Origin of the sequence: Azoarcus sp. PA01, assembly GCA_001274695.2 — a bacterium.
Classification (GTDB): domain Bacteria; phylum Pseudomonadota; class Gammaproteobacteria; order Burkholderiales; family Rhodocyclaceae; genus Aromatoleum.
Genome location: LARU01000002.1, coordinates 1922244 through 1948536, shown reverse-complemented (window position 1 = coordinate 1948536; position 26293 = coordinate 1922244). Strand labels below are relative to the sequence as shown.

Genomic DNA, 26293 nt, shown 5'->3' with positions numbered 1-26293 from the left:
TTTCCCGGAACGGGCCTCCCGCTCCGGTTGGTTGCCGGGAGGTCCGGCGTTTACTTGATGAAGGAGATGACCATGCTGGAAATGATGAAGCGGTTTGTTCGCGATGAGGAAGGTGTGACGGCGATTGAATATGGACTAATTGCTTCCTTGATCGCCGTAATGATCATCATCGGTGCAACTCAAATCGGCGTGAAACTTGATGAAATCTTTCAATACATCGCGACCAAGCTGAATAAGCCTGCTGCTACTTGAGGCTCCACGCAAAGTCTACCTTCGGAAGTACTCGCCTTCCGGGCAAGTACTTCCCCGCGAACATTATCCGTCACAAGTAGTCCATTTCTCGGAAGCAGACTCATGCTTTTTTCAGCGCTTATCGTCCTACTGGGTCTCGCGGTTGCGCACGATCTCAGTACGCGCCGGATACCGAACCATCTAGTGCTGCTGGGCCTTTGCGTAGGACTTCTACTTCAATTAACTGTGCGGCCCGGCAGTTATGCGCTGGCACAGGAAACTAGCGAAATCGGCTTGGCGTCCGGCCTCGCCGGAATCGCCGTCGGCTTCGCAGCGCTGTTTCCCCTCTACGCGCTGCGCGCGATGGGAGCCGGCGACGTCAAGCTGATGATGATGGTTGGCGCGTTTCTCGGCCCCCACCAGACATTCGGTGTCGTCGTGCTGACATTCCTCGCTGGCGGCGTGCTCGCGATCGGCATGGCGCTGTGGCAGCGCTCGTTCCGGCAGCTCGCGGCGAACCTGCGCTTCATGCTGACGACGAGCGCGGTCCGCGCCGCCGGCGGCGAGAGCCCACGCTTCGAACCGCTCGCGCAGACGGCGGGGCGCATGCCGTACGCGGTCGCAATCGCCGCCGGCGTCGTGCTGCAACTGATCCTCGTGCGCTCCGGCGGTTGGGCGTTGAGCTGAATCGAACTTTGTCGGAACTCGTCATGAACGCACCGTCCTCCGCCCGCGTGATTCCCCTCGACGAAGCCGCCGCGTTCCCGCGCGCGCCGCGCACGCTCGAAGAGACCGGCCTGCCGCTGCTGTTCCTCGTCGAGCTCGCGGCGAAGCTGCTGTTCGTGCGCGGCCAGCTGCGCCTGACCGAGCTGTCGCAGCAGATGCGCCTGCCGGCGACGGTGCTCGAAAGCCTGCTCGCGTTCATGCGCGCGGAGCGGCTGTGCGAAGTGCTGCGCCGCGGCGAGACGGACGGCGACATCCTGTATGAACTGACCGACGCCGGTCGCGCCCGCGCGGTCGAATACCTCGGCCGCTGCAAATACGCCGGCGCCGCACCGGTCGGCCTCGCCGCCTATGTCGCGCAGGTCGAGCGGCAGTCGGTGACGAAGATGCGGGTGACGCGCGACGGCGTGAACGAAGCGTTCCGCGGCCTGATCATCAAGCCGGACGTGCGCGACCAGCTCGGCGCGGCGATGGGTTCCGGCCGCGCGCTGTTCCTGTACGGCCCGGCCGGCGCCGGCAAGACATATCTCGCCGAGCGGCTCGCGCTGCTGCTCGACGGCGACATCGCCGTGCCGCACGCGATCCTCGTCGATGGCGAGATCATCCAAGTGTTCGACCCGCTGATCCACACGCCGGTCGAGGACGACTGCCGCCCTGCCGCGCTCGACAACCTGATGCGGCCGGACCTGCGCTGGGTGCGCTGCAAGCGGCCGGTCGCGATTACCGGGGGCGAGCTGACGCTGCGCATGCTCGACCTCGACTACGACGCGAGCAGCGGCTTCTACCAGGCGCCGCCGCACGTGAAGGCGAACAACGGGCTGTTCGTCGTCGACGACCTCGGCCGCCAGATCGTCACGCCCGAACAGCTGATGAACCGCTGGATCGTGCCGATGGACCGGCATCACGACTACCTCGCGCTGCACAGCGGCACGAAGTTCGCGCTCCCGTTCGACGTCGTGCTGGTGTTCTCGACGAACCTGATGCCGGCGGACGTCGCCGATCCGGCTTTCCTGCGCCGGCTCGGCTACAAGATCCACATCGGGCCGATGGACGAGCACGAATACCGGGAGATTTTCACGCGAGTCTGCGACGTGCGCGGCGTGCCGTTCGACGAGGCCGCGTTCCGGATGCTGTTGAACGATTACCACAAGGCGCACGGGCAGCCGTTGCTCGCGTGCTACCCGCGCGACCTGGTGAATCAGATCGCCGATCTCGCCCGCTACCTCGGCGAACCGGCGCGCCTGACGCCGGAAGCGCTGGACTGGGCGTGGCATAACTACTTCGCCACCCGATAGGGCGCGAACCGGGGGAGGGGGGGCCGGCGGCCGCAGTGGCGGTCGCCGGTTTCACCGGAGCAGCACCGTGGGCTTTGCCCGGTCGCCGGGCGTGCGCCGCGACATGAAACAAGGGGATGCACATGAAGGCAAAAGGGATGGGCTTTCTTCTGGTCGCGATGCTCGCCGGCCTTGCGGCGGTCGTGCTCGGCACGCGCTGGCTGCAGGCGAAGTCCGCCGGCGACGGCAATCGCATCGCCGTCGCGGCAGTCGAGCTGCAGCTCGGCAGCCGCATCGCGCCCGAGGCGATCCGCCTCGTCGAATGGCCGTCGGGCAGCATCCCGGCCGGCGCATTCAACGATGTCGCGCAGCTCGATGGCCGCGTCGCGATCACCGGCATTCAGCCCGGCGAGCCGGTGCTCGAATCACGCCTCGCCCCCGAAGGCACGAAAGGCGGCCTGTCCGCGGTCGTGCCCGAAGGCAAGCGCGCGATCACGGTGCGCGTCAATGACGTCATCGGCGTCGCCGGCTTCACGCTTCCCGGCAACTACGTCGACATCATGGTCAACACCGAGAACACCGGTGCGAACCGCAACAACGCGGACCAGATGATCTCGAAGATCGTCCTCGAACGCATCCTCGTGCTCGCCGTCGCGCAGGAAGCGAACCGCGACGAGACGAAGCCGAAAGTCGTCAACGCGGTGACGCTCGAAGTCACTCCCGAACAGGCCGAGCGGCTCGACCTCGCGCGCAGCGTCGGCAACCTGTCGCTGGTGCTGCGCAACCAGATCGACTCGAACCCGACGGACACTGCGGGCATCACGAAAGCGATGCTGCTGCGCACGCCGGAAGAGCCTCCCGCAGCACCGCCAGCCAAGCGTGCTGCCCCACGCCGGGTTGCTGCCAAACCCCCTGCCCCCCCGCCGCAGCAGGTCTGCGTCGAGGTGATCCGCGGCGTCTCCAAGGTCAACGAATGCTTCTAATCGCTTCCAACCGATTGCCGAGCGCAGGGAACATCATGAGCACGAACAACCTATACATACGTCATCGCTCGATACGGGCCGGCGCTGCCGTCGCGCTGGCGCTGATGCTGCCGGTCTCGACGCAGGCCGCGATCGGCTCGTCGCCCGCGGCGTCGAGGGTCAGCGTCGCGGCGACCAACGGTTCGCCTTGCGGACGCGTCGAAATCGCCCCGATGGTCACGATCCCGGTCGGCAAGTCGTCGGTGATCCGGCCCGAAGTCCCGGTGACCCGCATCCTGCTCGGTAATCCCGACAACGCGCAGGCCGCGCGCCCGACGACGGAACCGGTAAAGGACGACAAAGGCGGACAGGCGGCGAAGCAGAGCGACGGCCGGCCCGGCGTCGCGCAGGTCGACGTGCTGCTGTTGAGCCCGAACGAGATCTATCTGCTCGGCAAGAGCGTCGGCTCGACGAACGTCGTGCTCGTCGACCGCTCGGGCGGCTGCACCGCGCTCGACGTGACGGTTGCAATGGATGTGACTTCGGTGCAGGGCGTGCTCGCGACGCTGCTGCCCGACGAGAAGGACATTAAAGTGAGTTCGGCGTACGACTCGCTGGTGCTCACCGGCATGGTCAGCGACGCGACGAAGGTGAGTCGCGCGGTCGAAATCGCTTCGGCATACGTGGGCGGCAGCGAGAACGGACGCAATGCCCGGGTCCTGAACATGCTCAACGTCGGCGCTCCGCAGCAGGTGATGCTCGAAGTCAAGGTCGCAGAGATTTCGAAAGCGGTGCTCGATCGCTTCGGCATCGACTTCTCGCGCGCCTATACCGACGGATCGATGATCCGCTTCCTCGCCGGGATCTTCGGCGGCGGAGCGGGATCGCTCGGACAGATCACCGGGGCGGGTCCGAACGGCGTTCCTCTCAGCTCGGTCGGCACTGTCGTTGGCGGAACGGTTCCGTCCGCTATCGGCGCCGCCGGAAACATCACCAGTGAGGTGACTCCCGACGGTCTCGTGAAATACACGACCGAATTTGGAACGGTGCCGGGCAAAGCCGTCACGAATTACGGCCTCGACATGCAAAAGACCGACGGTCTCGTCAAGATTCTCGCCGAACCGACGGTCATGGCGATCAGCGGGCAGGAAGGCAGCTTCCTCGCCGGCGGCAAGATCTTCATTCCGGTGGAACAATCGGGGAGCGATGGCGGACGCAGCGTCACGCTGGAAGAGAAGGAATTCGGCGTTTCGGTGAAATTCACGCCGACCGTGCTTGACGGCGGGCGCATCAATCTCGAAGTGCGGCCGGAGGTGTCCGAATTGAACCGCGAAGGCGTCGGCCTCAGCGCACCGGGCGTCAGCGGTATCGCAATCCTGCCGTCCTTCACGACGCGTCGCGCCTTCACGACGGTTCAGCTCAAGGACGGCCAGAGTTTCGCGATCGGCGGGCTGATCAAGAACAACGCGACGACGAACATCAAGGCCTTCCCGTTCCTCGGCGAGCTGCCCGTGATCGGCGCGCTGTTCCGCAGCACCGAGTTCCAGACCGACCGCTCGGAACTCGTATTCGTCATCACCCCGCGCCTGGTCAAGCCGCTGCCGGACAACTATGTGCTGCCGACCGACAACTACGTCGAGCCGAGCCGCAGCGATGTGATCTGGCGCGGGAAGCTCGAAGGCGAGGGGCGCGCTCCGGCAGACCATCCTGATCTCTTGCCCGGCGCGGAAAATTCCGCCGGTGGCGGCTTTGAGCCGAAATGAGGAGCCAACCATGAACACATTCTTAAGACTGGCTGTTCCCCTCGCAGCGCTCGCCCTTACGGGCTGTGTCGCGACCTCGCCGAACTGGGATTCGCGCTTCGGTGAAGCCGCACGCGTGGCCGCGGCGCAGCAAATCATCTCCCCTGACGCGTCAAAAAACGCCGATCCCGTCGCTGGTATCGACGGCAAGGCGGCGCAGGGTGCGATGGGCGAATATGCCAAGAGCTTTACCCAGGCGGACCAGGCGCCCGCCCCACAAGTCCAGAACAACATCAGCATCGGCCGTTGAGCAAACGGCGGCGGAGGACCATTGCCATGCGGAATCGAATCGCCTCCCCACGCTCACAGCGCGGGGTGGTCGCGATCATCACGGCCCTTTCACTCGTGGCGCTAGTCGGCTTCGCGGGCCTCGCGCTCGACCTCAGCCACCTCTACGTGAATAAGACAGAGCTGCAGAACGCAGCCGATGCCTGCGCGCTGGCCGCCTCGCGCGAACTCACGTGCGATCCTTCTGCCGGGACCTGCTCTGCAAGCTATCTGGATAACGCGGTCGCCGCCGGAACTGCGGTCGCAGCGCGGAATTCACACGACTTCCAGGACACTGCAATTTCGATTGCTCCCGGGGACATCCGGTTCTACACCGCGCTCGCGCCCAACTCGGCCTATCAGCCAAGCGGAAGCGCCGACGTGAACTCCCGGTTCGTCATGTGCATCGCCCGCGCCGAGGACATTCCTCCCTGGTTCATGCAAGTCCTGGGGCAAGGCCCGAAGGATGTTTCGGCCTATGCGGTTGCCACTTTGCGCAATGCTCAGACTAGTTGTGCAATTCCGATTGGTCTGTGCAAGCCGCCTGCGGCACCCGTCAGTTCTCCGCTCGACGGTCTTCAAGTCGGCCAATGGGTAACGAGCAAGCTGACCGAATCGGCAACGGGGAGTTTCGACTGGATCGACTTCAGTCCGAACGACGGCGGAGGCGCGAGTGAACTCGCCGATATCCTGAAAGGTTCGGGGCAATGCGCCCTTCCGCCTGCAGGCACGGGAACGCAAGTCGGGCAACAGGGCAATATCGCGTCGCTCGGCAAAGCGTGGAACACACGTTTCGGTCTTTACAAAGGCAGCGATTCGTTCAGTTCCGCGCCGCCCGACTGGACCGGAATGAGCTACACCGCCGCGTCGTGGCCCGCGAAGTTCAACGCCTACGCAGGCGCCGGCGGCATTTCGAACTATCGCACTGCGCGGTCGCAATACAGCCCCTATCAAGGGCCCGATCTGACAGGCGGTTATCGGCCGCTTGGGCAGGCGGAGCACCGGAGTTTCGGTGCAGATCGCCGAACCGTAGTGGTGCCGGTCGTCGACTGCGAGAGTTGGAAAACCTCGAATCCGCAGACGGTTCCGATTCTCGGCTATGCCTGTGTACTGATGCTCCATCCCCTGACCAATGACAACGGTCCTGCTTCAGGGGAAGAGGTCTGGCTGGAATACCGCGGCAGCGCGACCGATCCATCGAGTCCGTGCGCCACGTCCGGCTCAGTGGGGGGCCCGGGCAGCATCGGGCCGCTTGTACCATCACTTGTCCAATAGGGCACGACGATGAGAACGCGACATAGACAGCGTGGCGCGGTAGCTGTCGAACTTGCTCTCGTAATGATCCCGCTCTTGTTGATGGCGTTCGGCATCACCGAATTCGGTCGGGCAATGTACCAGTACAACACGCTCGCCAAATCGGCTCGCGATGCCGCCCGCTATTTGACGCAAAAAGGCCCCGGGGAGGGATCGGGCACCGCCAAATGCCTCGCGGTATATGGCAATCGCACGTGCAGCGGAAGCCCTCTCGCTCCCGGTCTGACAACTGATCACATTCAGGTCCATGACCAGATCAGCAATCCGACGACTCATCAGAACCAGGCGACGGGAAGCGGGGTGATCAACCTGGTAAGCGTGACGATCGCCGGATATCAGTTCGTCTCGCTGGTGCCTTTCGTCGCGCCCAACATGACTTTCGGCGACATCAGCGTAACCATGAGACAGGTGCTGTGATGAAGCGGGGTTTTGCTGAAGAAACTGGAAAGCGCGCACAGCGGGGTGTGGCCGCCATTGAGTTTGCGCTGGTCGCGGCGCTTTTCTTCACCCTGCTGATCGGCGTAATGGAAATGGGCCGCGTCTTCTTTTACTGGAATACAGCGACGGAAGCAACGCGCCTCGGTGCACGTATCGCCGTTGTCTGTGATGTAGCCGACTCGGCGATCAAGGCGAAAATGACGAGCCTGTTTCCGACTGTTCCGAGCGACAAGATCACGATCTTGTATACGCCCACGGGCTGCGGCCCAGAGACCTGCGACGAGATAACGGTCCGGATCGAACCCGTCCCCATCGCCACTTATATCCCGCTCGTGCCACTCAGCCTGAGCCTGCCGGCATTCGCGACCACGCTCCCGCGCGAAAGCCTCGCAAGCTCGATCGATGACGTCGCCAACCCGGTGTGTCTCTGACGAGTGAACGGATGCAACAGAGGATGTCGACATGAAAATCAGAATTCTTTCCGACAACCCCGACAGCGCCGAGCGCCTGCGGGCAACGCTCGCGCAGGCGGGCAAGTCGATGGACGTCGCCGTCGGTCACGCGACGTCGAGCGAACCGCTCGGCGCAGTCAACGGCACAGTGCCCGACATCGTCGTGCTCGACGCCTTCCGTCCGGCGAACCTCAGTGCGCTCGAACAACTGACGCTGCGCTACCCGCAGATCGATCCGATCGTCATCACTGCCGACACCTCGTCGGATTTTCTGCTGCAGGCGTTCCGTGCCGGGGTGCGCGAAGTGCTGCCGACTTCGCCGTCGCCCGAGGCGCTGCACGCGGCGCTCGCGCGCATCACGCGCAAACGCGGCGGCAGCGCGGCTGCCGACGGCAAGATCCTCGCCCTGACCTCCTGCAAAGGCGGCAGCGGCGCGACTTTCCTCGCGACGAACCTCGCGTGGGTCCTCGCGGCGGTGCACGGCAAGCGCGTCGCGCTGATCGACCTGAACCTGCAGTTCGGCGATGCGGCGATGTACGTGACCGACCAGAAACCGGCGAGCAACCTGGCGCTGGTGTGCCAGCAGATCCACCGGCTCGATGCGGCGTTCCTGCAGTCGGCGATGATCGAAGTCGCGCCCGGCTTTCACCTGCTCGCGGCCCCGGATGACCCGGCGCACTCGATCGACGTGCGGGCCGAGCACGTCGAGGCGATCCTCAAGGTCGCGCGGGCGAATTACGACTTCGTCATCGTCGATGTCGGCCGCTCGCTCGATGCGGTGAGCCTCAAGCCGTTCGACATGGCCGACATGATTTTTCCGGTGGTGCAGCTGACGTTGCCGTTCATCCGCGAGGCGAAGCGGCTCGTCGAGGTGTTCGTGTCGCTCGGCTACCCGACGTCGAAAGTCGGGCTGGTCGTCAATCGCCACCACAAGAACAGCGACATCAGCCTGCAGGACGTCGAGCGCACGGTGAAGGCGAAGCTGTTCAAGACGGTGCCGAACAGCTACGACACGGTCGCCGCGTCGGTGAACCAGGGCGAGCCCATCGGGCGGCTGGCGAAGAACAGCCCGGTAACGAAAGCACTGCGCGAGATCGCGGAGTCGCTCGTCGACGACCCGGAAAAAGCGAGCAAAGGCTGGCTGTCGCGCCTGTTCGCGACGCATTGAGCCGCGCCCGAATGATTATTGATGCGGCCACCAGATACCGTTCAGCCACCGCCCTTCGACAGGCTCAGGGCGAACGGTTGTTGTGCTACCGCCCTTCGACGGACTCGGGGCGAACGGTTGTATTTGATTGCCGGATTGAAAGGAACGTGAAATGAGCTTGCGACAGCGCCTCGAATCAGTCCCGACCGACACCGTGATGCGTCCGGCCGCGGTGTCCGACCCCCGCGCGAACAAGGCGTATCAGACGCTGAAGATGCGCATCCACCAGCTGCTGCTGTCGCGCATCGACCTCGAGGCGATGGAGAACCTCGCTCCCGAGCAGCTGCGTGACGAATTGCGGCTGATGGTCGAGCGCCTGCTCGCCGAAGAGAACGTCGTCATCAACACGAACGAGCGGCGCGACCTCGTGCGCGACATCCAGTACGAGATGCTCGGGCTCGGGCCGATCGAGCCGCTGCTCGCCGACCCCACGGTGTCGGACATCCTGATCAACGGCTCGCAGCAGATCTACGTCGAGCGGCACGGCAAGATCGAGCTGACCCACGTCACTTTCAGCGACGACGCGCACCTGATGAAGATCATCGACAAGATCGTGTCGCGGGTCGGGCGGCGCGTCGACGAGTCGAGCCCGATGGTCGATGCGCGCCTGCCGGACGGTTCGCGCGTGAACGCGATCATCCCGCCGCTCGCGCTCGACGGCCCCGTCGTGTCGATCCGCCGCTTCGCCGCAGTGCCGCTGACGATGGAGAAGCTGATCGGTTTCAAGGCGCTGACGCCGGAGATGGGCGAACTCCTCGCGGGCCTCGCGCGCGCGAAGGTGAACATCCTGATCTCGGGCGGCACCGGCAGCGGCAAGACGACACTGCTGAACATCCTCACCGCGAACATCCCGGCCGACGAGCGCATCGTCACGATCGAGGACGCGGCGGAGCTGCAGCTGCAGCAGCCGCACGTCGTGCGGCTCGAGACGCGGCCGCCGAACATCGAAGGCAAAGGCGAAGTGTCGCAGCGCGCGCTGGTGCGCAACGCGCTGCGCATGCGTCCGGACCGCATCATCCTCGGCGAGACGCGCGGCGCCGAAGCGTTCGACGTGCTGCAGGCGATGAACACCGGCCACGAAGGGTCGATGACGACGGTGCATGCGAACACGCCGCGTGACGCGCTCGGCCGCATGGAAAACATGATCGGCATGTCCGACGCGAACCTGCCGCCGAAAGTCGCGCGCGCGCAGATCGCCAGCGCGATCGGCCTGATCGTGCAGGCGAGCCGGCTGACCGACGGCAAGCGCAAGGTCATCAGCATCCAGGAGATCACCGGGATGGAAGGCGAGATGATCACGATGCAGGAGATCTTCGCGTTCCGCCAGACGGGCATTTCGGAGACCGGCGAAGTGCAAGGCTACTTCACCGCGACCGGCGTGCGCCCGCATTTCGCCGAGCGCCTGCGCTCGTTCGGCATCCGCCTGCCCGAAGACATGTTCAACCCCGGGCGACGCTTCGAGTGAGGTTGAGATGAAACTACCCCCACGCTCACTTTGTTCGAGGAGGGTCGGCTTTGCACAGCCGACCCGTTCGGCAGGCATGGCGCATTGCGCCGCGAAACCCCTGCCTCACCCCCCCAAGGGGGCGCAGGCCTCCCTTGGGGCGGCCCAGCAGGAGGCCTGAGATGGACATCCTGACGCTGCTCTTCGCCCTCGCGACCTTCATCGCGGTCGTGCTGTTCCTCGAAGGCGCCTACCTGTGGTGGGCGTCGAGCCACAGCGCCGACGCGAAGCGCCTCAACCGCCGCCTCGACGAAGTCGCGAGCGGCGTGCGCAGCGCGCGGCCGGCGTCGCTGTACAAGGAGCAGAACGCCGCGGGCTCGGCGGCCGGCGACCGGTTGCTCGCGGCCGTGCCGCATCTTCACGGCATCAACCGGCTGATCGTGCAGTCGCGCCTGCAGCTGACGCTCGCGCAGTTCGCCGGCTGGACGGTCGCGCTCGCGGCGCTCGGCTTCACGCTGCCGCTGCTGCTGAACCGGCCGCTGTTCCTCGGCCTCGGGTTTGCCGCAGTGCTCGGCATGCTGCCGACGCTGTATGTGATGCGCGCGCGCACCCAGCACCTGCAGCGTTTCGAGCTGCAGTTGCCGGAAGCGCTCGACCTGATGGGCCGGGCGTTGCGCGCCGGCCATGCGTTCCCGACCGCAATCAAGATGGTCGCCGAGGAGATGAAGGACCCGATCGGCGGCGAGTTTCGCATCCTGTTCGACGAGATGAACTACGGCGTACCGCAGCAGACCGCGATGCTGAACCTCGCGTCGCGCACCGACAGCACCGATCTCAGCTACTTCGTCATCGCGGTGCTGATCCAGCGCGACTCGGGCGGCAACCTCGCGGAGCTGCTCGACAACATCAGCAAGATCGTGCGCGCGCGGCTGAAGCTGTACGGCGAGATCCGCACGCTGTCGGCCGAAGGGAAGCTCTCGGCGTGGATCCTCGGCTGCCTGCCGTTCGCGACCGCGGCGCTGATCAACATCGTCAATCCGGGCTTCATGAAAGTGCTGTGGGAAGACCCGGCAGGCATCAACTTCATCTACGGCGCCATCGGGATGATGGTGCTGGGCGTGGTGTGGATGCGCAAGATCATCCGCATCCGCGTGTAGCGGCGGGAGACAAGACATGGACTACACGCAGATTGGATTTCTCGGGCTGCTGTTCGTCGCGGTGACGGCAGGCGCGTTCTTCGTCTTGAGCCTGTTCTCGCGCTCGCCGACCGCCGACCGGCTGCAGGCGCTCGGCGGCGGCAAGGCGAGCGTCGGGCCGGGTGCGGACGCGTGGATCGAGCGCACCGTCAAGCTGACGAAACCGTTCGCGAAGCTGTCGACGCCGGAAGACAGCGAGGACATGTCGGCGCTGCGCGCGCGCTTCATGCACGCCGGCATCCGCCACGCCGCCGCGTCGCTCGCGTTCTTCGGCGTCAAGACCGTCCTCGCGCTCGGGCTGCCGCTGCTCGCGTATTTCACGGTGCTGGTGTCGACGCCGTCGCTGCAGTTCCAGGGCACGCTGCTCGTCGTGCTGCTCGCCGCGGCGATCGGCTACTACGTGCCGAACCTCATCCTGAACCGGCTGATCTTCGTGCGCCAGCGAGAGATTTTCGAGACTTTCCCCGACGCGCTCGACCTGATGACGGTGTGCGTCGAAGCCGGCCTCGGCGTCGAGGCGGCGCTCGTGCGCGTCGCCGACGAAATGCAGCACAAGAGCGAAGCCCTCGCCGAGGAACTGCATCTCGTGACGCTGGAACTGCGCGCCGGCCTCGAGCGCGCGCGGGCGCTGCGCAACCTCGCCGCCCGGACCGGCGTCGAGGAAGTCGAAGGTTTCGTCGCGATGGTGATCCAGGCCGAGCGCTTCGGCACGAGCATCGCCGCCTCCTTGCGCATCCACTCGGACATGCTGCGCACGCGCCGGCGCCAGCGCGCCGAGGAAGCCGCGGCGAAGATCGCGCTGAAGCTGCTGTTTCCGCTGATCTTCTTCATCTTCCCGTCGCTGATGCTCGTGCTGCTCGGGCCGGCGATGATCCAGGTGTACCGCATCCTGCTGCCGACGATGGCGGGAACCAGCGGCGGCTGACGCGAGGAGAAACATGATGAAAAAGCGCGTACTCGCGTTGAACCCGCTGCTCGCCGCGCTCGTGCTCGGCGCATGCAGCACGAGCCCGACGATGCCGGAAAACGCGTGGAAGATCGCGCCGGTGCAAACCGTGCACCATGGCGCCACAAACGACGCGGCGGGTTATTTCGCGCTCGGGCGTTACAAGGAGAGGCGGGGCGCCGATGAAGAAGCGATCGCCGCGTACCGTGAAGCCCTCGACGCCGACCCGGAGCACGCTGCGGCGTGGAACGCGCTCGGCTCGCTGCAGGCCGCGCTCGGCCGCTTCGATGACGGTCTGCAGGCGCTCGAACGGGCGGTGAGTCTCGCCCCGGCGGCAAGTCACCTGTACAACAATCTCGGCTACGCGCTGCTGCTCGCGGGACGGCACGAAGCTGCCGCGGCGTCGCTGCGCCGGGCCGTCGAACTCGACGGCAACAACCGTCGCGCATGGACCAATCTGGCGACGGTTTACCGGCGCCTCGGCGTGCAGGACAAAGCGGAGTTCGCCGACGCGCGGGCAAGTGGCGCCTCACCTGCCACACCACGGGCACTTGCGGCGGCCGACCCAGTCCTGAATGCCGCGCAGCCGATCCCGGCGATGGCCGCGACCGCGCCCGCGACCCCTGCAGCAGGTTCACGAGTCACGGTCGGCACGATTGCTGCCGATCTGCCGGCCGCAGCCACGCCGATCCCCGCGCTGGCGCAAGTCGCCGCGCCAGCATCCGCGACAGCGGCGGGCTCGCAGGCGGAGGCGGTTGCCGCAGCTACGGTCAGCACGACTCCACGCGCAAGGCTCGTGAAAGTCGCTGAAAACGTCTTCGAACTGCTCAACGGGCCGACAAGGCGTGAAACGGCGGTCGCCGAGGCGGCCGCGATCATCACGGCCGCCGCGCGCCCCCTGCCCTCGCCCGGGCCGCCGAGCCGCTTGCCGTTCGCACCGCCGCCCCGAGCCGCGCCGAGAGCCTGGGCGCGGCGCCTGCGCCTCTTCCGTCGGCATCGCGGCCGCGCTACGAGATCTCGAACGGTCATGGCGGCGAAGGCCTCGCTCGGCGGCTCGCCGGATTGCTCGAACAGCAGGGGATGGCGCGCCCGCGATTGACGAACAGCCGCCCGTTCGACCAGGCCGCGTCCTTCGTCGAATATCGCGACGGCTACCGCGATGCGGCGAGCGCTTTCGCCGCCCGGCTGCCGTTCCGGCCGGCCATCCGAGCCACGGCATCGAACGATCTCGCCGTCGACGTGCGGCTGATGCTGGGTCACGACCTCACCAGAAGCGACGCTTGCGCCGTATTGGGCCTGTGCTCCCGGCTCGCCCGCGATCCCGCCGGACAGCTTGCAGCGCTGGGGACTGCTGCCGCTTCCGCCGAGTGACGCGGGTTTCGCCGCGCACAAAAAACGACCCCCGCCAAGCGATGCCTGGCGGGGGTCGTGCTGCCGCGCCGAAGCGCGACAGTATCTTCTTTAACCGGACTCAGTGGCTCGATGCGGTCGCTGCTCCGACCCCGGTCTGAGCACGCACGTACTGATCCTCGAAAGCTTCGATCTCGCGCTTCGCCCGCGCGCTCATGTCGAGCTTCGACACGATGAACGTCAGCAGGAACGCGATCGGCATCGAGAACAGCGCCGGCTGCGTGTAGGGGAAGATCGCCGACGCATTGCCGAGCACGTCCACCCACACCGACTTCGACAGCACGACGAACATCACCGCGCTGACGAGGCCGGAGTAGCCGCCCCACAACGCGCCGCGGGTCGTCAGGCCCTTCCAGTACATCGACAGGATCAGCACCGGGAAGTTGGCCGAGGCCGCGACGCCGAACGCGAGCGCGACCATGAACGCGATGTTCATCTTCTCGAACGCGATGCCGAGCAGCACGGCGACGATCCCGAGGCCGATCGTCGCGAACTTCGACACTTTCAGCTCGGTGGTTTCGGACGCCTTGCCCTTCATGATGACGCGCGAGTAGATGTCGTGCGAGATCGCCGACGCGCCGGCGAGCGCGAGACCGGCGACGACCGCGAGGATCGTCGCGAACGCGACTGCCGACAGGAAGCCGAGCAGCAGGTTGCCGCCGACGGCGCTCGCGAGGTGCATCGCGATCATGTTGCCGCCACCGATGACTTTGCCGCCGAGCTCGCCGCCTTCGAAGAACGCCGGGTTCGTGCCGACGATCAGCATCGCGCACAGGCCCATGATCGCGATGACGTTGAAAAAGTACGCGACGATGCCCGAAGCGTAGAGCACCGACTTGCGCGCTTCCTTCGCGTCGGTGACGGTGAAAAAGCGCATCAGGATGTGCGGCAGCCCGGCGGTACCGAACATCAGACCGAGGCCGAGCGAGATCGCGGTGACCGGATCGGCGAGCAGGCTCCCCGGCGCGAGCAGCTTGTCGCCGAGCTTGTGCACTTCCATCGCGCGCGTCGTCAGCTCATCGAAGCTGAAACCGAACTGGCTGAATGCGAGCAGCATCACCGTCGTGCCGCCGATCAGCAGCATGCACGCCTTGATGATCTGCACCCAGGTCGTCGCGACCATGCCGCCGAACGTCACGTACACCATCATCAGCGCGCCGACGACGAACAGCGCATAGACGTAGTCGAGGCCGAACAGCAGCTTGATCAGCTGACCGGCGCCGACCATCTGCGCGACGAGGTAGAAGCACACGACCGTCAGCGAGCTGACCGCTGCCATCGTGCGCACCTTGCCCTGGTCGAGGCGGTACGACGTGATGTCGGCGAACGTGAACTTGCCGAGGTTGCGCAGGCGCTCGGCCATCAGGAACAGGATGATCGGCCAGCCGACGAAGAACGCGATCATGTAGATGTACGCATCGACGCCCTGCGTGTACATCATCGCGGTCAGGCCGAGCAGCGTCGCCGCCGACATGTAGTCGCCGGCGATCGCCAGCCCGTTCTGCCAGCCGGTGATGCCGCCGCCGGCGGTGTAGAAGTCGGCGGTCGACTTGGTGCGGCTCGCCGCCCAGTAGGTGATGCCGAGCGTCAACAACACGAAGACGAAGAACATGCCGATCGCGGTGAGATTGAGGCCCTGCTTCTCGGTGGCCTCGATCGCGTCACCGGCGAGGGCCGAGGCGGCGAATCCCAGCGGCAGCAGACCGCCCGCGAGACGCGACAGGAAGGATGATTTCCTCATTTTTCGTCCTTCCATGCGGCACGCACGATTTCATTGTTGATGTCGTCGAACTCGCCGTTCGCGCGGCGCACGTAGACGAAGGTCAGCACCCAGAAGAAGATGAACTGGAACAGACCGGCGGCGACGCCGAACGTGAGGTTGCTGGTGCCGGACAGGCGCGAGCCGATCAGATCGGGCGCGAACGCCACGAGCAGCACGAAGCCGTAGAAGATCGTCAGCACGATCGCCGACAGGATCGTCGCGAAGCGGGTGCGCTTCGAAACGAGTTCCGCAAAACGCGGATTGCGCCTGATATGCGCATACATGGAACTGGACACTTTCACCTCTCCCAAAGTAAGAAAGCAACGAAAACACGACTGCCTCCACCTTCGCCTTCATTTTTCCGCCCGACCGTCTGACGCAGTCGTGGCTGGGCGGATGATATATCATCTAAATGACTCCATACCGTTGGGTATGGAAGTTTTTTTGTAACGCATAAAAGAATTTTTGATTGCAGAAAATACAAGCGAAAACAGCATGTTGAAGACTACACACGGCAACGCGCCATGAAAGGCCGGATCGTTTTTTCGTCCGGTGACGGGATCGCGACCCTCGTCTTGTCGAACCCCGGCAAGCTCAACGCGATCGACTCGGCGATGTGGATCGCGCTGCGCGAAACGTTCGAACGGATCGCGGCCGACGACGGGCTGCGCTGCGTGATCCTGCGCGGCGACGGCGACAAGGCGTTCGCCGCAGGCGGCGACATCGAGGAATTCCTCACCGTGCGCGCGACCGTCGAGGACGCGCTGCACTACCATGACGGACTCGTCGCGGCCGCGCTCGACGCGGTCCGTGCGAGTCCGGTTCCGACCGTTGCGGCGATCCAGGGCGCGTGCGTCGGCGGCGGCCTCGAGATCGCAGGCTGCTGCGACCTGCGCATCGCCGGTGAATCCGCGCGCTTCGGCGCCCCGATCAACCGCCTCGGCTTCTCGATGTACCCGGGCGAGATGGCCGGGCTGCTCGACCTCGTCGGCCCGGCAGTGCTGCTCGAGATCCTGCTCGAAGGCCGCATCCTGACCGCGCGTGAAGCGCTGCAGAAAGGCCTGCTGACGCGGATCGTCGATGACGAGAAAGTCATCGACGAAGCGCAGGCGAGCGCCGCCCGCATCGCCGCCGGCGCGCCGCTCGTCGCGCGCTGGCACAAGCAATGGGTGCACCGGCTGATGCGGAACGAGCCGCTCGGCGCGGACGAGAAGCGCGCCGCGTTCGCGTTCCTCGACACCGCGGACTACCGCGAAGGGCTCGACGCGTTCTTCGCCAAGCGCCCGCCGCGCTTCACCGGCCGCTGACCCTGCCGGACGTCAGCTGGGTCCGGCAGCAAGCGCGGCAAGCCGGGTTAAAGTCCACCGATGACCGATTCCGTCCAGAACAAGTTCACGCCGCCCCGGCTCCGGCCCGATTGGCAGATGTATGCAATGGCGGGCTTCGCAGTCGGTGCGGTCGCCCTGTTCAGCAGCGCGGCGCTCGGCCACCATCTCGATCCGGTCAACATCGTCATGCTGTTCCCGCTCGCGGTGCTGTTCTCCGCGGCACGCTTCGGCCGCGGGCCGGCGGTTTTCGCTGCATTCCTGTCCGTCGCGCTGTTCGACTTCTTCTTCGTCGCCCCGCATCTCACGTTCGCGGTCGGCGATCTGCAGTACCTGCTGACTTTCGCAGTGCTGCTCGCGGTGGCGCTGATCACCGCCGAGCTCGCGGCGAAGCTGAAGCTGCAGCGTGACGCCGCGCAGCTTCGCGAACGGCACACGCACGCCCTTTGCGAAATGGGCGGCGAGCTGTCGGCCGCGCTGACCGCGGCGCAGATCGCCGACATCACCGCACGCTATCTGCGCGACGGCTTCGGGGCCCGTGCAAGGCTGCTTCTGCCGCAAGGCGACGGACGGATCGCGGCGGCCGACGACACGCCGTGCGACGCCGCGCTGGTCGAACGCGCGCGCCGGGTGATTGCCGACCCGCATGGCCCCCATCCCCCTGCTGCCGAATCGGACGGCATCGTGCTGGTTCCGCTTCGCGGACCGATGCAGGTGCGCGGCGTCATGGCGGTCGAAGCCGGCGACAGACGAGGCGCGTGGTCCGCCGGCCAGCTTCCGTTGCTCGAGACTTTCGCCGCGCTGATCGCGATCGCGCTCGAACGCGTCCATTACATCGCCGTGGCGCAGGCAGCGCAGGTCGAGATGGCGTCCGAGCGGCTGCGCAATTCGCTGCTCGGCGCCTTGTCGCACGACTTGCGCACACCGCTGACCGCGCTGGCAGGGCTCGCGGACGCGCTGCCGCTCGCCGGGCCGCCGCTGCCGGCTGCGCAGGCCGAACTCGCCCAGGGGATTCGCGAAGAAGCACTGCGCACCAGTGCGCTCGTCGGAAACCTGCTCGACATGGCGCGGCTGCAGTCCGGCAAAGTCCGGCTGCAACGTGAATGGCAGCCGCTCGAGGACGTTGTCGGTGCGAGTCTGCAGGCGCGCGCACGCCAGCTCGCCGGTCACCGCCTGCGGCTCGATCTGCCGGCCGACCTGCCGCTGGTGCAGATCGACGCGGTGCTGATGGACCGGGTGTTCTGCAATCTGCTGGAAAATGCCGCGAAGTACACGCCGGCAGGCGGCTGCATCGAAATCCGCGCACGAGCGCTCGACGAAGCAATCGAGATCGTCGTCGCCGACGACGGCCCGGGACTGCCGCCCGGACGCGCGCAGGAGCTGTTCGCGAAGTTCAGCCGCGGCCAGACCGAATCGGCGAGACCGGGCATCGGCCTCGGGCTCGCGATCGTCGAGGCGATCGTCCACGCCCATGGCGGCACCGTGCGCGCGGAAAACGCGGCCGCCGGCGGCGCGCGCTTCGTCGTCGAACTCCCGCGCGGCGAGCCGCCGGCGTTGCCGCAGGCCGACTCATGAGCGCGCCGCGCAGCCCTGCTCCGGTTGTCGTCATCATCGAGGACGAACCCCACATCCGGCGCTTCTTGCGCGCCGCGCTCGAATCCGAGCACTGTCAGGTCGTCGAAGCCGCGACTGCGGCACGCGGCCTGATCGAAGCAGGTTCGCGCAAGGCGGACCTGCTGATCGTCGATCTCGGCCTGCCCGACGGCGACGGCGGCGAACTGATCGCGCAGCTGCGCGCCTGGTCAGCCGTGCCGGTCCTCGTGCTGTCCGCGCGCGACGACGAAGCCGACAAGGTCGCGGCACTCGATGCCGGCGCCGACGATTACCTGACCAAGCCTTTTGGCGTCGCCGAGCTGCTTGCCCGCGTGCGCGCGCTGCTGCGCCGCGCGCTGCGGCCGCAGTCGGACGGGCCGGCCGTCGTGAGCTTCGGCGACATCGTCGTCGACCCGACGCGGCGCACCGTGACCCGGGCCGGCGAGCCGGTCCATCTGACCCCGATCGAATACAAGCTGCTCGGTCATCTGATCGCGAACGCCGGCCGCGTGCTGACGCACCGCCAGCTGCTCGCGCAGATCTGGGGTCCGGCCCACGTCGAACACACGCATTACCTGCGCGTGTACATGGCCGGTCTGCGCCGCAAGCTCGAACCGAACCCGGCTTTCCCGTCGCACATCCTCACCGTGCCGGGCGTCGGCTACCGGCTGGCGCTGTAGGCGCGCCCTTCAGCGGCGCCAGAACGTCGGCGTCAGCACGACGAGCAGCGTGAAGATTTCCAGGCGGCCGAGAATCATCGTGAACGACAGCACCCACGTCTGGGCGTCGGTGAGCGCCTGGTAATTCGACGCCGGGCCGACCGCACCGAGCCCCGGGCCGGTGTTGTTGATGCAGGCGACGACGGCGGAGAACGCGGTGATGATCTCGAGCCCGGCCGCCGACAGCACCAGCGTCAGCGCCACGATGCTGACCATGTACATGAAGCTGAAACCGAGCACGGCATGCAACACCTGATCCGACACCAGCGCGTTGCCGATGCGCACCGGCCTTACCGCGGCCGGATGCAGCGAGCGCACGACTTCGCGGAAAACCTGCTGGTACAGAATGATCGCGCGGATCATCTTGATGCCGCCGCCGGTCGAGCCCGAGCACGGGGCGAAACTGCCGAGAAAGAGGATCAGCAGCTGCGCGAACATCGGCCACAGCGTGTAATCGTAGCTCGCGAGGCCGAGCGAGGTCGATATCGAGACGACATGGAACGCGACGTAGCGCAGCGTCGCCCACAGGTCTTCGTGCGCGCCGAAGTACGTCAGGTACGCAGTCAGGAACAGGATCGCGATGATCTGTACAGCGAAAAACCAGCGGATCTCCGGATCCTCGGCGTAGGGGCCGAAGCTTCGGCGCGCCAGCGCAAGATAATGCGTGCCGTAGTTGCAGGCGGCGAGCAGCGCGAAAGCGATCGTGACGAGCTCGATCGGCACGCTGTCGAAGTGGCCGAGCGACGCGTCCTTGCTCGAAAACCCGCCCAGACCGACGATCGAAAACGCGTGGATCAGGGACTCCCACGGCGCCATGCCGGCTGCCCACAGGCTGAGCCCACATGCGACGGTGATCAGCGTATACACGGTCCATAGGCCTTTCGCGGTCTCGGCAATGCGCGGCGTCAGGCTCGATTCCTTCATCGGCCCCGGCGCCTCCGCCTTGAACACCTCGCGGCCGCCGATGCCGAGCAGCGGCAGGATCGCAACCATCAGCACGATCACGCCCATGCCGCCGACCCAGTGCAGGAAAGTCCGCCACAGGTTGATCGAAATCGGCAGCTTGTCGAGCCCGGTGAGCACCGTCGCGCCCGTCGTCGACAACCCGGACGCGGCTTCGAAATAGGCGTCGGTGAACGAGAGTTCGGGCAGGTAGAAGATCAGCGGCAGGCTGCCGAATACCGGCATCACGGCCCAGGTGGCCGCGACCAGCAGGAAGCCGTCGCGCGGGCGCAAGTCGCGCCGCGTTCCGCGCGTCGTCGCCCATAGCACGAGGCCGGCGCCGAACGTGATCAGGATCGCCTCGTCGTAAGCCACTGTCGCGGTGTCGTCCAGCAACCACGACACCGCGAGCGGAAAGCCCATCAGCAGGCCGAAGATCATCACGACCACGCCGAGGGTGTTCAGGACATAGGTGCGCAGCGCGCCGGGCGCAAGGCGCGCGCCGGCCAGAAGCCTGCGCCCGCGCGCCACGCGGTGGTAGAGGTCCATAGCGGCCGCATCGTAGGCGCGGCCGGGTAAAGAAGTCGTAAAGATTGCGGGAGGCGTTACCTCCCGACCCATGCCTCCGGAAACAGCCGGCCGAGGTCGAGGTGGCGCTCGATCGCGTCGGCCAGCCGGTCGAGGTCGGCTTCGCGCCGCGCGGCGAGATCGACGCTTTCGACGTCCCCGGCGCCCGCCCACGCGAGCAGCGCCGACAGCGCGCCGGGCGTGTCGAAGAGCCCGTGGAGATACGTGCCGAGGATCTGGCCGTCCGCCGACAGCGCGCCGTCGCCGCGTCCAGGCCCGAACTGCAGCGCCGGCCGCTCGAGCGCCGCGCCGCGGCTCACCCCCATGTGGATCTCGTAGCCTGCCGCTGCGGGCGAGCCGGGAAGGTTCAGCGTCGCGCACACGTTCTCGAGGCGCTTTTCGGCGGCGAGCGTCGTTTCCATGTCGAGCAGGCCCAGCCCGGCGGTGCTGCCGGCGCCGCCTTCGAGGCCGAGCGGATCGTGCAGCCACCGACCGAGCATCTGGAAGCCGCCGCAGATGCCGGCGAGCTTGCCGCCGTAGCGCAGGTGCCGCAGGATCGCGGCGTCCCAGCCCTGCGCGCGCAGCCACGCGAGGTCCGCCTGCACGCTCTTCGAACCGGGCAGCACGATCAGGTCCGCCGCCGGCAGCGCCTGGCCGGGGCCGACCCAGCGGAAATCGACTTGCGGGTGCAGGCGCAGCGCGTCGAGGTCGGTGTGGTTCGAGATGCGCGGATAGACCGGCGCGACCACCGTGACGCGCGCTTCGCCCTTGTCGGCGCGGGCATCGGCGAGGCCGTCCTCGGCGTCGAGGAACAGCCCGTGCAGGTACGGCAGCACGCCGAGCACCGGCCGCCCGGTGCGCGCTTCGAGCCAGTCGAGCCCGGGCTGCAGCAGCGCGAGGTCGCCGCGAAAGCGGTTGATGACGAAGCCCTTGACGCGCGCCTGCTCGGACGGCGACAGCAGTTCCAGCGTGCCGACCAGATGCGCGAACACTCCGCCGCGGTCGATGTCGGCGACAAGGATCACCGGCACGTCGGCGGCTTCGGCGAACCCCATGTTCGCGATGTCGCGGTCGCGCAGATTGATTTCCGCGGGACTGCCCGCGCCTTCGACGAGCACGCACTCGTACGCGGTGACGAGGCGATCCCACGACGCCATCACCGCCGCCATCGCGGTCGGCTTGTACGCATGGTAATCGCGCGCCGACAGGCTCAGCGCGACGCGGCCGTGGATGATGACTTGCGCGCCGACGTCGGTCGACGGCTTCAGCAGCACCGGATTGAAATCGCTGTGCGGCGCGAGCCCTGCGGCGAGCGCCTGCAGTGCCTGCGCACGGCCGATCTCGCCGCCGTCGACGGTCACGGCGGAATTCAACGCCATGTTCTGCGGCTTGAACGGCGCGATGCGCACGCCGCGGCGAAACAGCACCCGGGCGAGGCCGGCGACGAGCGTGCTTTTCCCGGCGTCCGACGTCGTTCCCTGAACCATCAGCGCAACGGCATGTGGCATCGCGTAAAATCCCGCTTCGTTGAAAGCGGCGGATTATCGCCGATTAGATAAGCTTCGCCGACGATTTCCAGGCTGATCGGGCCTGGCGCCGGCTTCACGGTACCTCCGATGACCCCGCTTCGTATCGCCGCGACCCTCTGCCTTTGCCTCCTGCTCGCCGCTCCGCTGCGCGCGGAACTCGTCGTCGAGGACGACACCGGACGCCGCGTGCAGCTCGCGCAGCCGGCACGTCGCATCGTCAGCCTCGCGCCGCACGTCACCGAGTTGCTGTTCGCCGCGGGCGCGGGAGCGCGAATCGTCGGCGCCGTCGAGTACAGCGACTTCCCGGAGGCGGCTAAGGCGCTGCCGCGCGTCGGCGGCTACAGCAACGTCGATATGGAGGCGGTCGCGGCATTGCGGCCGGACCTCGTCATCGCGTGGCGCAGCGGCAATCGCAACGCGCATCTCGACAAGCTCGCCGCGCTCGGGATCCCGGTGTTCCTCAACGAACCGCGCAGTCTCGACGACGTCGCGCACAGCCTCGAGACGTTCGGCCGCCTCGCCGGCAGCGAACCGGCCGGCCACGCCGCGGCCGAGTCGTTTCGCGCGCGCAGGACGGCGCTCGCACGGCGTTACGGCAAGCTGCCAGCGGTGCCGCTGTTCTACCAGATCTGGGACGATCCGCTGATGACGATCAACGACGAGCACCTGATTTCGGACGTCATACGCTTGTGCGGCGGCAGGAACGTGTTCGGCGCGCTGGCGCAGCTTGCGCCGGCGATCGGCGTCGAAAGCGTGCTCGCGGCCGATCCGGAAGTGATCGTCGCCAGCGGCATGGGCGACGCGCGCCCGGAATGGCTCGATCGGTGGAAACGCTGGCCGGGGCTCGCGGCGAGCCGCGCCGGGAATCTCTATTTCGTGCCGCCCGAACTCATCCAGCGCCACACGCCGCGGATTCTCGACGGCGCCGCGCAGCTGTGCGAATTTCTCGACGCGGCGCGCGCGAAACGCGGCGTGCGCTGACGATCGCCCTTCAGCGCGGGTGCGACAGCTGGTAACAGCCCCGCCACGCGAGGCGCGAGTCCTCCCACCACGCGCGATCGAAGACCCATGCCAGCGTCGGCAGCAGCGGCGCGAGGCAGGCGTCCGCGACCGACTTGCGCGCGCCGTGCGACACCGCCGGGCGCACGCGCAGCGCCCGCAAGCGCTCGGCGACCGTCGGGTGAAAATTGGCGCCTTGCGCCTGCTCTTCGTCGCCCGCCATCCAGCGCCGCAGATCGAGCAGTCCCGGCATCGGCCGCCTGAAACCCGCCATCATCCCCAGCCCCATGTCGCGGTACGGGCGGATCGACGGTTCCGGCTGCAGCCGGCTCTGCGCCATGACTTTGCGCCAGTAATCCTCGCTGAGAAAACGCTCTTTCAGCGCGACTTCGACGAGCGCTTCGCCGACCAGTTGCGCGCCGACGACGCGCGCGGCGACCGCATCGGCTTCGAACTCTTCGAGGCGCGCGAGGCGCAGCGCCTCGCGCAGATCGCCCGCGAACCCCCATTCGAAGCCGCGCCCGAGCAGCGGAATGCCGTCGATGCAGCGGTCCAGCACGCGAAACCACCACGCGCGCAAGTGCCCCCACCACGCGTCGAGCCGCTGCCGCTGGCACGCCAGATGGGCGAATTCGTGAGCGAGGATCGCGCAGAACTGCCGCCGCGACACGCTGTGGGCAAGCGGCAGACCGATGATCAGATGCGTCTCGATCGGGCCGATCCAGCCCCAGCGCGGCCGTTGCAGGATCGCCGCGTTCATGTCGCCCCCGATCCACACCGCGTCGACGGGAATCCCGCCGAAGCGCTGGCTCATCTGGTCGATCATCGCATGGAGGGAGCGGGCCGCGTCGCGCGGCAGGCGAACACCGGCGGGGCAGGCCGCCGGCGCGAGCAACCACCCGAGGCCGCGCCACGCGAGCGCGAACGCGAGCATCGACGCGGCCGCGGAAGTCGTTGCCACCGCGACTTTGCCTTCGACGAGAAAACTCCACGTCGCGAACGCGACACGGCCGGCGATCGCGCCGAACGCGAGAATCATGCAGGCGACCAGCACCAGGCCGGCCAGCGCTTTCAGGCCGAGTCGCCGCGCGAGACGCGACCGAAGGCGTGACAAACGCGGACAGGAAGCTTGCATTGAGCGGCACCTGTAGCCATGGACAGAACGAGGACTATAACCGCCAATCGGCTGCCGAAACATTGTCCGTAAGGAGTAGCGTGGCGCGTCGCCCACACTTTGCGCAAGAATTCCTCTGCACTGCCGCAAAAGCCCGTACAATCCATCTCTTGCGTGCGCCCAGCCAATCGGCGACGCTCGTCCCCAACGACCTTTTCCGGTCTCATTTCCCCGCCCGCCTCGATTGGTGTCACTCAGCTTGAGCGACAGGCCGTCGCTGGAGCAATTTTCTCGATGACATCAGAAGCAAACTTTGCCGGTCTCGGACTGGCCGAACCGCTGCTGCGCGCAATTTCCGAATCCGGCTACACGACGCCGACGCCGATCCAGGCCCAGGCGATCCCGCTGGTGCTCGCCGGCGGCGACCTGCTCGCCGCCGCGCAGACCGGCACCGGCAAGACTGCCGGTTTCACGCTGCCGGTGCTGCACCGCCTGTCCGCCGCGCCGGCGGCGAACCCGAAAGCCGGCCGCCCGCGCTGCCTGATCCTGACGCCGACGCGCGAACTCGCGGCGCAGGTCGAAGAGTCGGTGCAGACCTACGGCAAGCACCTGCCGATGACATCGATGGTGATGTTCGGTGGCGTCGGCATCAACCCGCAGATCCAGGCGCTGAAAAAACGCGTCGACATCCTCGTCGCGACTCCGGGCCGGCTGCTCGACCACGTCGGCCAGAAGACGCTCGACCTGTCGGGCGTCGAGATCCTGATCCTCGACGAAGCCGACCGCATGCTCGACATGGGCTTCATCCGCGACATCCGCAAGATCCTCGCGCTGCTGCCGAAGCAGCGCCAGAACCTGCTGTTCTCGGCGACTTTCTCGGACGAGATCCGCAGCCTCGCGAACGGCCTGCTGCACAATCCGGGCTGCGTCGAAGTCGCGCGACGCAACACTGCGTCCGAACTCGTGGAGCAGTCGGTCTATTCGGTCGCGCAGAAGCAGAAGCGCGACCTGCTCGTGCATCTGGTCAAGGAAAACGACTGGCATCAGGTGCTGGTGTTCACCCGCACCAAGCACGGCGCCAACAAGCTCGCCGAATACCTCGCCAAGCACGGCATCCCGTCGGCGGCGATCCACGGCAACAAGAGCCAGTCGGCGCGCACGCGCGCGCTGGCCGAGTTCAAGGACGGCTCGCTGCCGGTGCTGGTCGCGACCGACATCGCCGCGCGCGGACTCGACATCGACCAGTTGCCGCACGTCGTGAACTTCGAACTGCCGAACGTTCCCGAAGACTACGTCCACCGCATCGGCCGCACCGGCCGCGCAGGTTCGAGCGGCGCCGCAGTGTCCTTCGTCGACTCGGAAGAGCGCCAGCACCTGACGGCCATCGAGCGGCTGATCAAGCGCACGATCGACCGCGAAGCGCTGCCGGCTTTCGCGATCGCGCCGGTCGACCCGAACGAGAGCGACGCCCGGCCTCCGCGGCCCCAGCCGCGTCAGCCGTCGCGCCACAACAACGCGAACGCGCCGCGCCAGGCCCGCACCGACCGCCCCGCCGGCCGGCAGGCGGCGCCGACGTCGCCGGCCCGGGCTCCCGCCCGATCACGCGACGCCGACAATTTCGGCAATCGCGCTCCGCGCAGCGAAATCGAAGCCAAGCGCGCACGTCCCGACGCAGACGGCAACCGGGCACCGCGTAACGCCGGGCCGAACGGCACGCCGCGCAGCGACAGCGCACGGCCGGCGCCGCGACCCGACGGCACCCGTCGCGCGCAACCGCGTCCGGCCCTCTTCAACGCCAAGACGGACGATCGCAACCGCTGAACGCCGCGCTGGGCAGCGCACGGGGCTCAGCCTCGCTGCGTGCCGACGAGCTTTTGACAAAGACCACCGAAGCAGGTGGTCTTTGTCCATTCGCAGCCGGTCGAGCGCGCCGAGCGCGACTCGATGACGGTGCCGAAAATCCTCGAGACACGCAGGCCGCGTGCCGCACCCGCTGCTCGGTGCAGCAAAGTCGCTGCTGCCGCAAGCCTTGCGACCCAGATTAAATACCATTGACATCTTCCGTGGCGGCTCGTAA

The 26293-nt window shown here is 66.7% G+C and carries 25 protein-coding genes; 20 read left to right on the top strand and 5 right to left on the bottom strand.

What is annotated here, in order from left to right:
- Positions 1 to 72: 72 nt before the first annotated feature.
- The 15 genes from PA01_09975 to PA01_09905 all read left to right on the top strand — a co-directional run bounded on the left by PA01_09975 (position 73) and on the right by PA01_09905 (position 13627).
- Complete coding sequence (locus tag PA01_09975; GenBank protein KON82436.1) at positions 73 to 252, top strand: Flp family type IVb pilin; 180 nt, start codon at positions 73 to 75, stop codon at positions 250 to 252.
- A gap of 102 nt (positions 253 to 354) precedes the next feature.
- A complete protein-coding gene (locus PA01_09970) occupies positions 355 to 918 on the top strand; it encodes a prepilin peptidase (GenBank protein KON81871.1) in 564 nt (187 codons plus the stop codon).
- Between the two features lie 23 nt (positions 919 to 941).
- Positions 942 to 2249, top strand: a complete 1308-nt coding sequence (locus tag PA01_09965) for an ATP-binding protein (protein KON82435.1) — start codon at positions 942 to 944, stop codon at positions 2247 to 2249.
- A gap of 122 nt (positions 2250 to 2371) precedes the next feature.
- Positions 2372 to 3211, top strand: coding sequence for a Flp pilus assembly protein CpaB (gene cpaB, locus PA01_09960; protein ID KON82434.1), 840 nt, complete (start codon positions 2372 to 2374; stop codon positions 3209 to 3211).
- A 35-nt stretch (positions 3212 to 3246) separates the two neighbouring features.
- On the top strand, positions 3247 to 4953 hold the full coding sequence (locus PA01_09955; protein KON81870.1) for a type II and III secretion system protein family protein: 1707 nt from the start codon (positions 3247 to 3249) through the stop codon (positions 4951 to 4953).
- 10 nt (positions 4954 to 4963) lie between these two features.
- Positions 4964 to 5242, top strand: coding sequence for a pilus assembly protein (locus tag PA01_09950; GenBank protein ID KON81869.1), 279 nt, complete (start codon positions 4964 to 4966; stop codon positions 5240 to 5242).
- Between the two features lie 26 nt (positions 5243 to 5268).
- A complete protein-coding gene (locus tag PA01_09945) occupies positions 5269 to 6534 on the top strand; it encodes a pilus assembly protein TadG-related protein (protein KON81868.1) in 1266 nt (421 codons plus the stop codon).
- Between the two features lie 9 nt (positions 6535 to 6543).
- Positions 6544 to 6990: a pilus assembly protein gene (locus PA01_09940; GenBank protein KON81867.1), complete on the top strand. Its 447-nt coding sequence runs from the start codon at positions 6544 to 6546 to the stop codon at positions 6988 to 6990.
- The gene (locus PA01_09935) at positions 6990 to 7442 is read left to right on the top strand and encodes a pilus assembly protein (protein KON81866.1); all 453 of its coding nucleotides are present in this window, start codon (positions 6990 to 6992) and stop codon (positions 7440 to 7442) included. The genes PA01_09940 and PA01_09935 overlap by 1 nt, the downstream gene beginning before the upstream one ends.
- 31 nt (positions 7443 to 7473) lie before the next feature.
- Positions 7474 to 8631 carry an AAA family ATPase gene (locus tag PA01_09930; protein KON81865.1) on the top strand — a complete coding sequence of 386 codons (1158 nt, stop codon included), beginning with the start codon at positions 7474 to 7476 and terminating at the stop codon, positions 8629 to 8631.
- A gap of 151 nt (positions 8632 to 8782) precedes the next feature.
- Positions 8783 to 10135: a CpaF family protein gene (locus tag PA01_09925; protein KON81864.1), complete on the top strand. Its 1353-nt coding sequence runs from the start codon at positions 8783 to 8785 to the stop codon at positions 10133 to 10135.
- A 161-nt stretch (positions 10136 to 10296) separates the two neighbouring features.
- Positions 10297 to 11271 carry a type II secretion system F family protein gene (locus tag PA01_09920; GenBank protein KON81863.1) on the top strand — a complete coding sequence of 325 codons (975 nt, stop codon included), beginning with the start codon at positions 10297 to 10299 and terminating at the stop codon, positions 11269 to 11271.
- A gap of 16 nt (positions 11272 to 11287) precedes the next feature.
- Positions 11288 to 12235, top strand: a complete 948-nt coding sequence (locus tag PA01_09915) for a type II secretion system F family protein (GenBank protein ID KON81862.1) — start codon at positions 11288 to 11290, stop codon at positions 12233 to 12235.
- A 16-nt stretch (positions 12236 to 12251) separates the two neighbouring features.
- Positions 12252 to 13355 carry a tetratricopeptide repeat protein gene (locus tag PA01_18795; GenBank protein KAI5913096.1) on the top strand — a complete coding sequence of 368 codons (1104 nt, stop codon included), beginning with the start codon at positions 12252 to 12254 and terminating at the stop codon, positions 13353 to 13355.
- Positions 13319 to 13627 carry a LytR C-terminal domain-containing protein gene (locus PA01_09905; protein KON81861.2) on the top strand — a complete coding sequence of 103 codons (309 nt, stop codon included), beginning with the start codon at positions 13319 to 13321 and terminating at the stop codon, positions 13625 to 13627. Before PA01_18795 ends, PA01_09905 begins: the two co-directional genes overlap by 37 nt.
- A gap of 100 nt (positions 13628 to 13727) precedes the next feature.
- Here the strand turns inward: PA01_09905 and PA01_09900 are convergent, their stop codons facing one another.
- Entirely contained in the window at positions 13728 to 15407 is a 1680-nt protein-coding gene (locus tag PA01_09900) for a cation acetate symporter (GenBank protein KON81860.1), read from the bottom strand.
- The gene (locus tag PA01_09895; protein ID KON81859.1) at positions 15404 to 15712 is read right to left on the bottom strand and encodes a DUF485 domain-containing protein; all 309 of its coding nucleotides are present in this window, start codon (positions 15710 to 15712) and stop codon (positions 15404 to 15406) included. Before PA01_09895 ends, PA01_09900 begins: the two co-directional genes overlap by 4 nt.
- A gap of 240 nt (positions 15713 to 15952) precedes the next feature.
- Between PA01_09895 and PA01_09890 the strand changes: the two genes are divergently transcribed.
- Genes PA01_09890 through PA01_09880 form a run of 3 tightly spaced genes read left to right on the top strand, consistent with a single transcriptional unit; the run spans position 15953 to position 19026 of the window.
- Positions 15953 to 16735 carry an enoyl-CoA hydratase-related protein gene (locus tag PA01_09890; GenBank protein ID KON81858.1) on the top strand — a complete coding sequence of 261 codons (783 nt, stop codon included), beginning with the start codon at positions 15953 to 15955 and terminating at the stop codon, positions 16733 to 16735.
- 60 nt (positions 16736 to 16795) lie between these two features.
- Entirely contained in the window at positions 16796 to 18328 is a 1533-nt protein-coding gene (locus PA01_09885) for a DUF4118 domain-containing protein (protein ID KAI5913095.1), read from the top strand.
- Positions 18325 to 19026, top strand: coding sequence for a response regulator (locus tag PA01_09880; GenBank protein KON81857.1), 702 nt, complete (start codon positions 18325 to 18327; stop codon positions 19024 to 19026). Before PA01_09885 ends, PA01_09880 begins: the two co-directional genes overlap by 4 nt.
- Positions 19027 to 19035: 9 nt before the next feature.
- On the opposite strand, the gene PA01_09875 is transcribed toward PA01_09880, so the two are convergent.
- Both PA01_09875 and PA01_09870 read right to left on the bottom strand, forming a co-directional pair.
- Positions 19036 to 20448, bottom strand: coding sequence for a TrkH family potassium uptake protein (locus PA01_09875; GenBank protein KON82433.2), 1413 nt, complete (start codon positions 20446 to 20448; stop codon positions 19036 to 19038).
- A gap of 164 nt (positions 20449 to 20612) precedes the next feature.
- Positions 20613 to 22082: a cobyric acid synthase gene (locus PA01_09870; protein ID KON81856.1), complete on the bottom strand. Its 1470-nt coding sequence runs from the start codon at positions 22080 to 22082 to the stop codon at positions 20613 to 20615.
- Positions 22083 to 22190: 108 nt separating this feature from the next.
- Between PA01_09870 and PA01_09865 the strand changes: the two genes are divergently transcribed.
- A complete protein-coding gene (locus PA01_09865) occupies positions 22191 to 23084 on the top strand; it encodes a cobalamin-binding protein (GenBank protein KON81855.1) in 894 nt (297 codons plus the stop codon).
- A gap of 10 nt (positions 23085 to 23094) precedes the next feature.
- Here PA01_09865 and PA01_09860 read toward each other — a convergent pair whose 3' ends face one another.
- Complete coding sequence (locus PA01_09860; protein KON81854.1) at positions 23095 to 24237, bottom strand: M48 family metallopeptidase; 1143 nt, start codon at positions 24235 to 24237, stop codon at positions 23095 to 23097.
- 273 nt (positions 24238 to 24510) lie between these two features.
- Between PA01_09860 and PA01_09855 the strand changes: the two genes are divergently transcribed.
- Entirely contained in the window at positions 24511 to 26037 is a 1527-nt protein-coding gene (locus PA01_09855) for a DEAD/DEAH box helicase (protein KON81853.1), read from the top strand.
- Positions 26038 to 26293 lie beyond the last annotated feature (256 nt).

Bases quoted from the DNA above. Each gene is read 5' to 3' on its own strand.
- PA01_09955 (KON81870.1), top strand. From the start codon at position 3,247: ATGAGCACGAACAACCTATACATACGTCATCGCTCGATACGGGCCGGC.
- PA01_09940 (KON81867.1), top strand. From the start codon at position 6,544: ATGAGAACGCGACATAGACAGCGTGGCGCGGTAGCTGTCGAACTTGCT.
- PA01_09975 (KON82436.1), top strand. From the start codon at position 73: ATGCTGGAAATGATGAAGCGGTTTGTTCGCGATGAGGAAGGTGTGACG.
- PA01_09885 (KAI5913095.1), top strand. From the start codon at position 16,796: ATGACCGATTCCGTCCAGAACAAGTTCACGCCGCCCCGGCTCCGGCCC.
- PA01_09880 (KON81857.1), top strand. From the start codon at position 18,325: ATGAGCGCGCCGCGCAGCCCTGCTCCGGTTGTCGTCATCATCGAGGAC.
- PA01_09935 (KON81866.1), top strand. From the start codon at position 6,990: ATGAAGCGGGGTTTTGCTGAAGAAACTGGAAAGCGCGCACAGCGGGGT.
- PA01_09900 (KON81860.1), bottom strand. From the start codon at position 15,407: ATGAGGAAATCATCCTTCCTGTCGCGTCTCGCGGGCGGTCTGCTGCCG.
- PA01_09855 (KON81853.1), top strand. From the start codon at position 24,511: ATGACATCAGAAGCAAACTTTGCCGGTCTCGGACTGGCCGAACCGCTG.
- PA01_09875 (KON82433.2), bottom strand. From the start codon at position 20,448: ATGATCTTCGGCCTGCTGATGGGCTTTCCGCTCGCGGTGTCGTGGTTG.
- PA01_09950 (KON81869.1), top strand. From the start codon at position 4,964: ATGAACACATTCTTAAGACTGGCTGTTCCCCTCGCAGCGCTCGCCCTT.
- PA01_09865 (KON81855.1), top strand. From the start codon at position 22,191: ATGACCCCGCTTCGTATCGCCGCGACCCTCTGCCTTTGCCTCCTGCTC.
- PA01_09890 (KON81858.1), top strand. From the start codon at position 15,953: ATGAAAGGCCGGATCGTTTTTTCGTCCGGTGACGGGATCGCGACCCTC.
- cpaB (KON82434.1), top strand. From the start codon at position 2,372: ATGAAGGCAAAAGGGATGGGCTTTCTTCTGGTCGCGATGCTCGCCGGC.
- PA01_09895 (KON81859.1), bottom strand. From the start codon at position 15,712: ATGTATGCGCATATCAGGCGCAATCCGCGTTTTGCGGAACTCGTTTCG.
- PA01_09965 (KON82435.1), top strand. From the start codon at position 942: ATGAACGCACCGTCCTCCGCCCGCGTGATTCCCCTCGACGAAGCCGCC.
- PA01_09870 (KON81856.1), bottom strand. From the start codon at position 22,082: ATGCCACATGCCGTTGCGCTGATGGTTCAGGGAACGACGTCGGACGCC.
- PA01_09920 (KON81863.1), top strand. From the start codon at position 10,297: ATGGACATCCTGACGCTGCTCTTCGCCCTCGCGACCTTCATCGCGGTC.
- PA01_09860 (KON81854.1), bottom strand. From the start codon at position 24,237: ATGCAAGCTTCCTGTCCGCGTTTGTCACGCCTTCGGTCGCGTCTCGCG.
- PA01_09915 (KON81862.1), top strand. From the start codon at position 11,288: ATGGACTACACGCAGATTGGATTTCTCGGGCTGCTGTTCGTCGCGGTG.
- PA01_09945 (KON81868.1), top strand. From the start codon at position 5,269: ATGCGGAATCGAATCGCCTCCCCACGCTCACAGCGCGGGGTGGTCGCG.
- PA01_18795 (KAI5913096.1), top strand. From the start codon at position 12,252: ATGAAAAAGCGCGTACTCGCGTTGAACCCGCTGCTCGCCGCGCTCGTG.
- PA01_09930 (KON81865.1), top strand. From the start codon at position 7,474: ATGAAAATCAGAATTCTTTCCGACAACCCCGACAGCGCCGAGCGCCTG.
- PA01_09970 (KON81871.1), top strand. From the start codon at position 355: ATGCTTTTTTCAGCGCTTATCGTCCTACTGGGTCTCGCGGTTGCGCAC.
- PA01_09925 (KON81864.1), top strand. From the start codon at position 8,783: ATGAGCTTGCGACAGCGCCTCGAATCAGTCCCGACCGACACCGTGATG.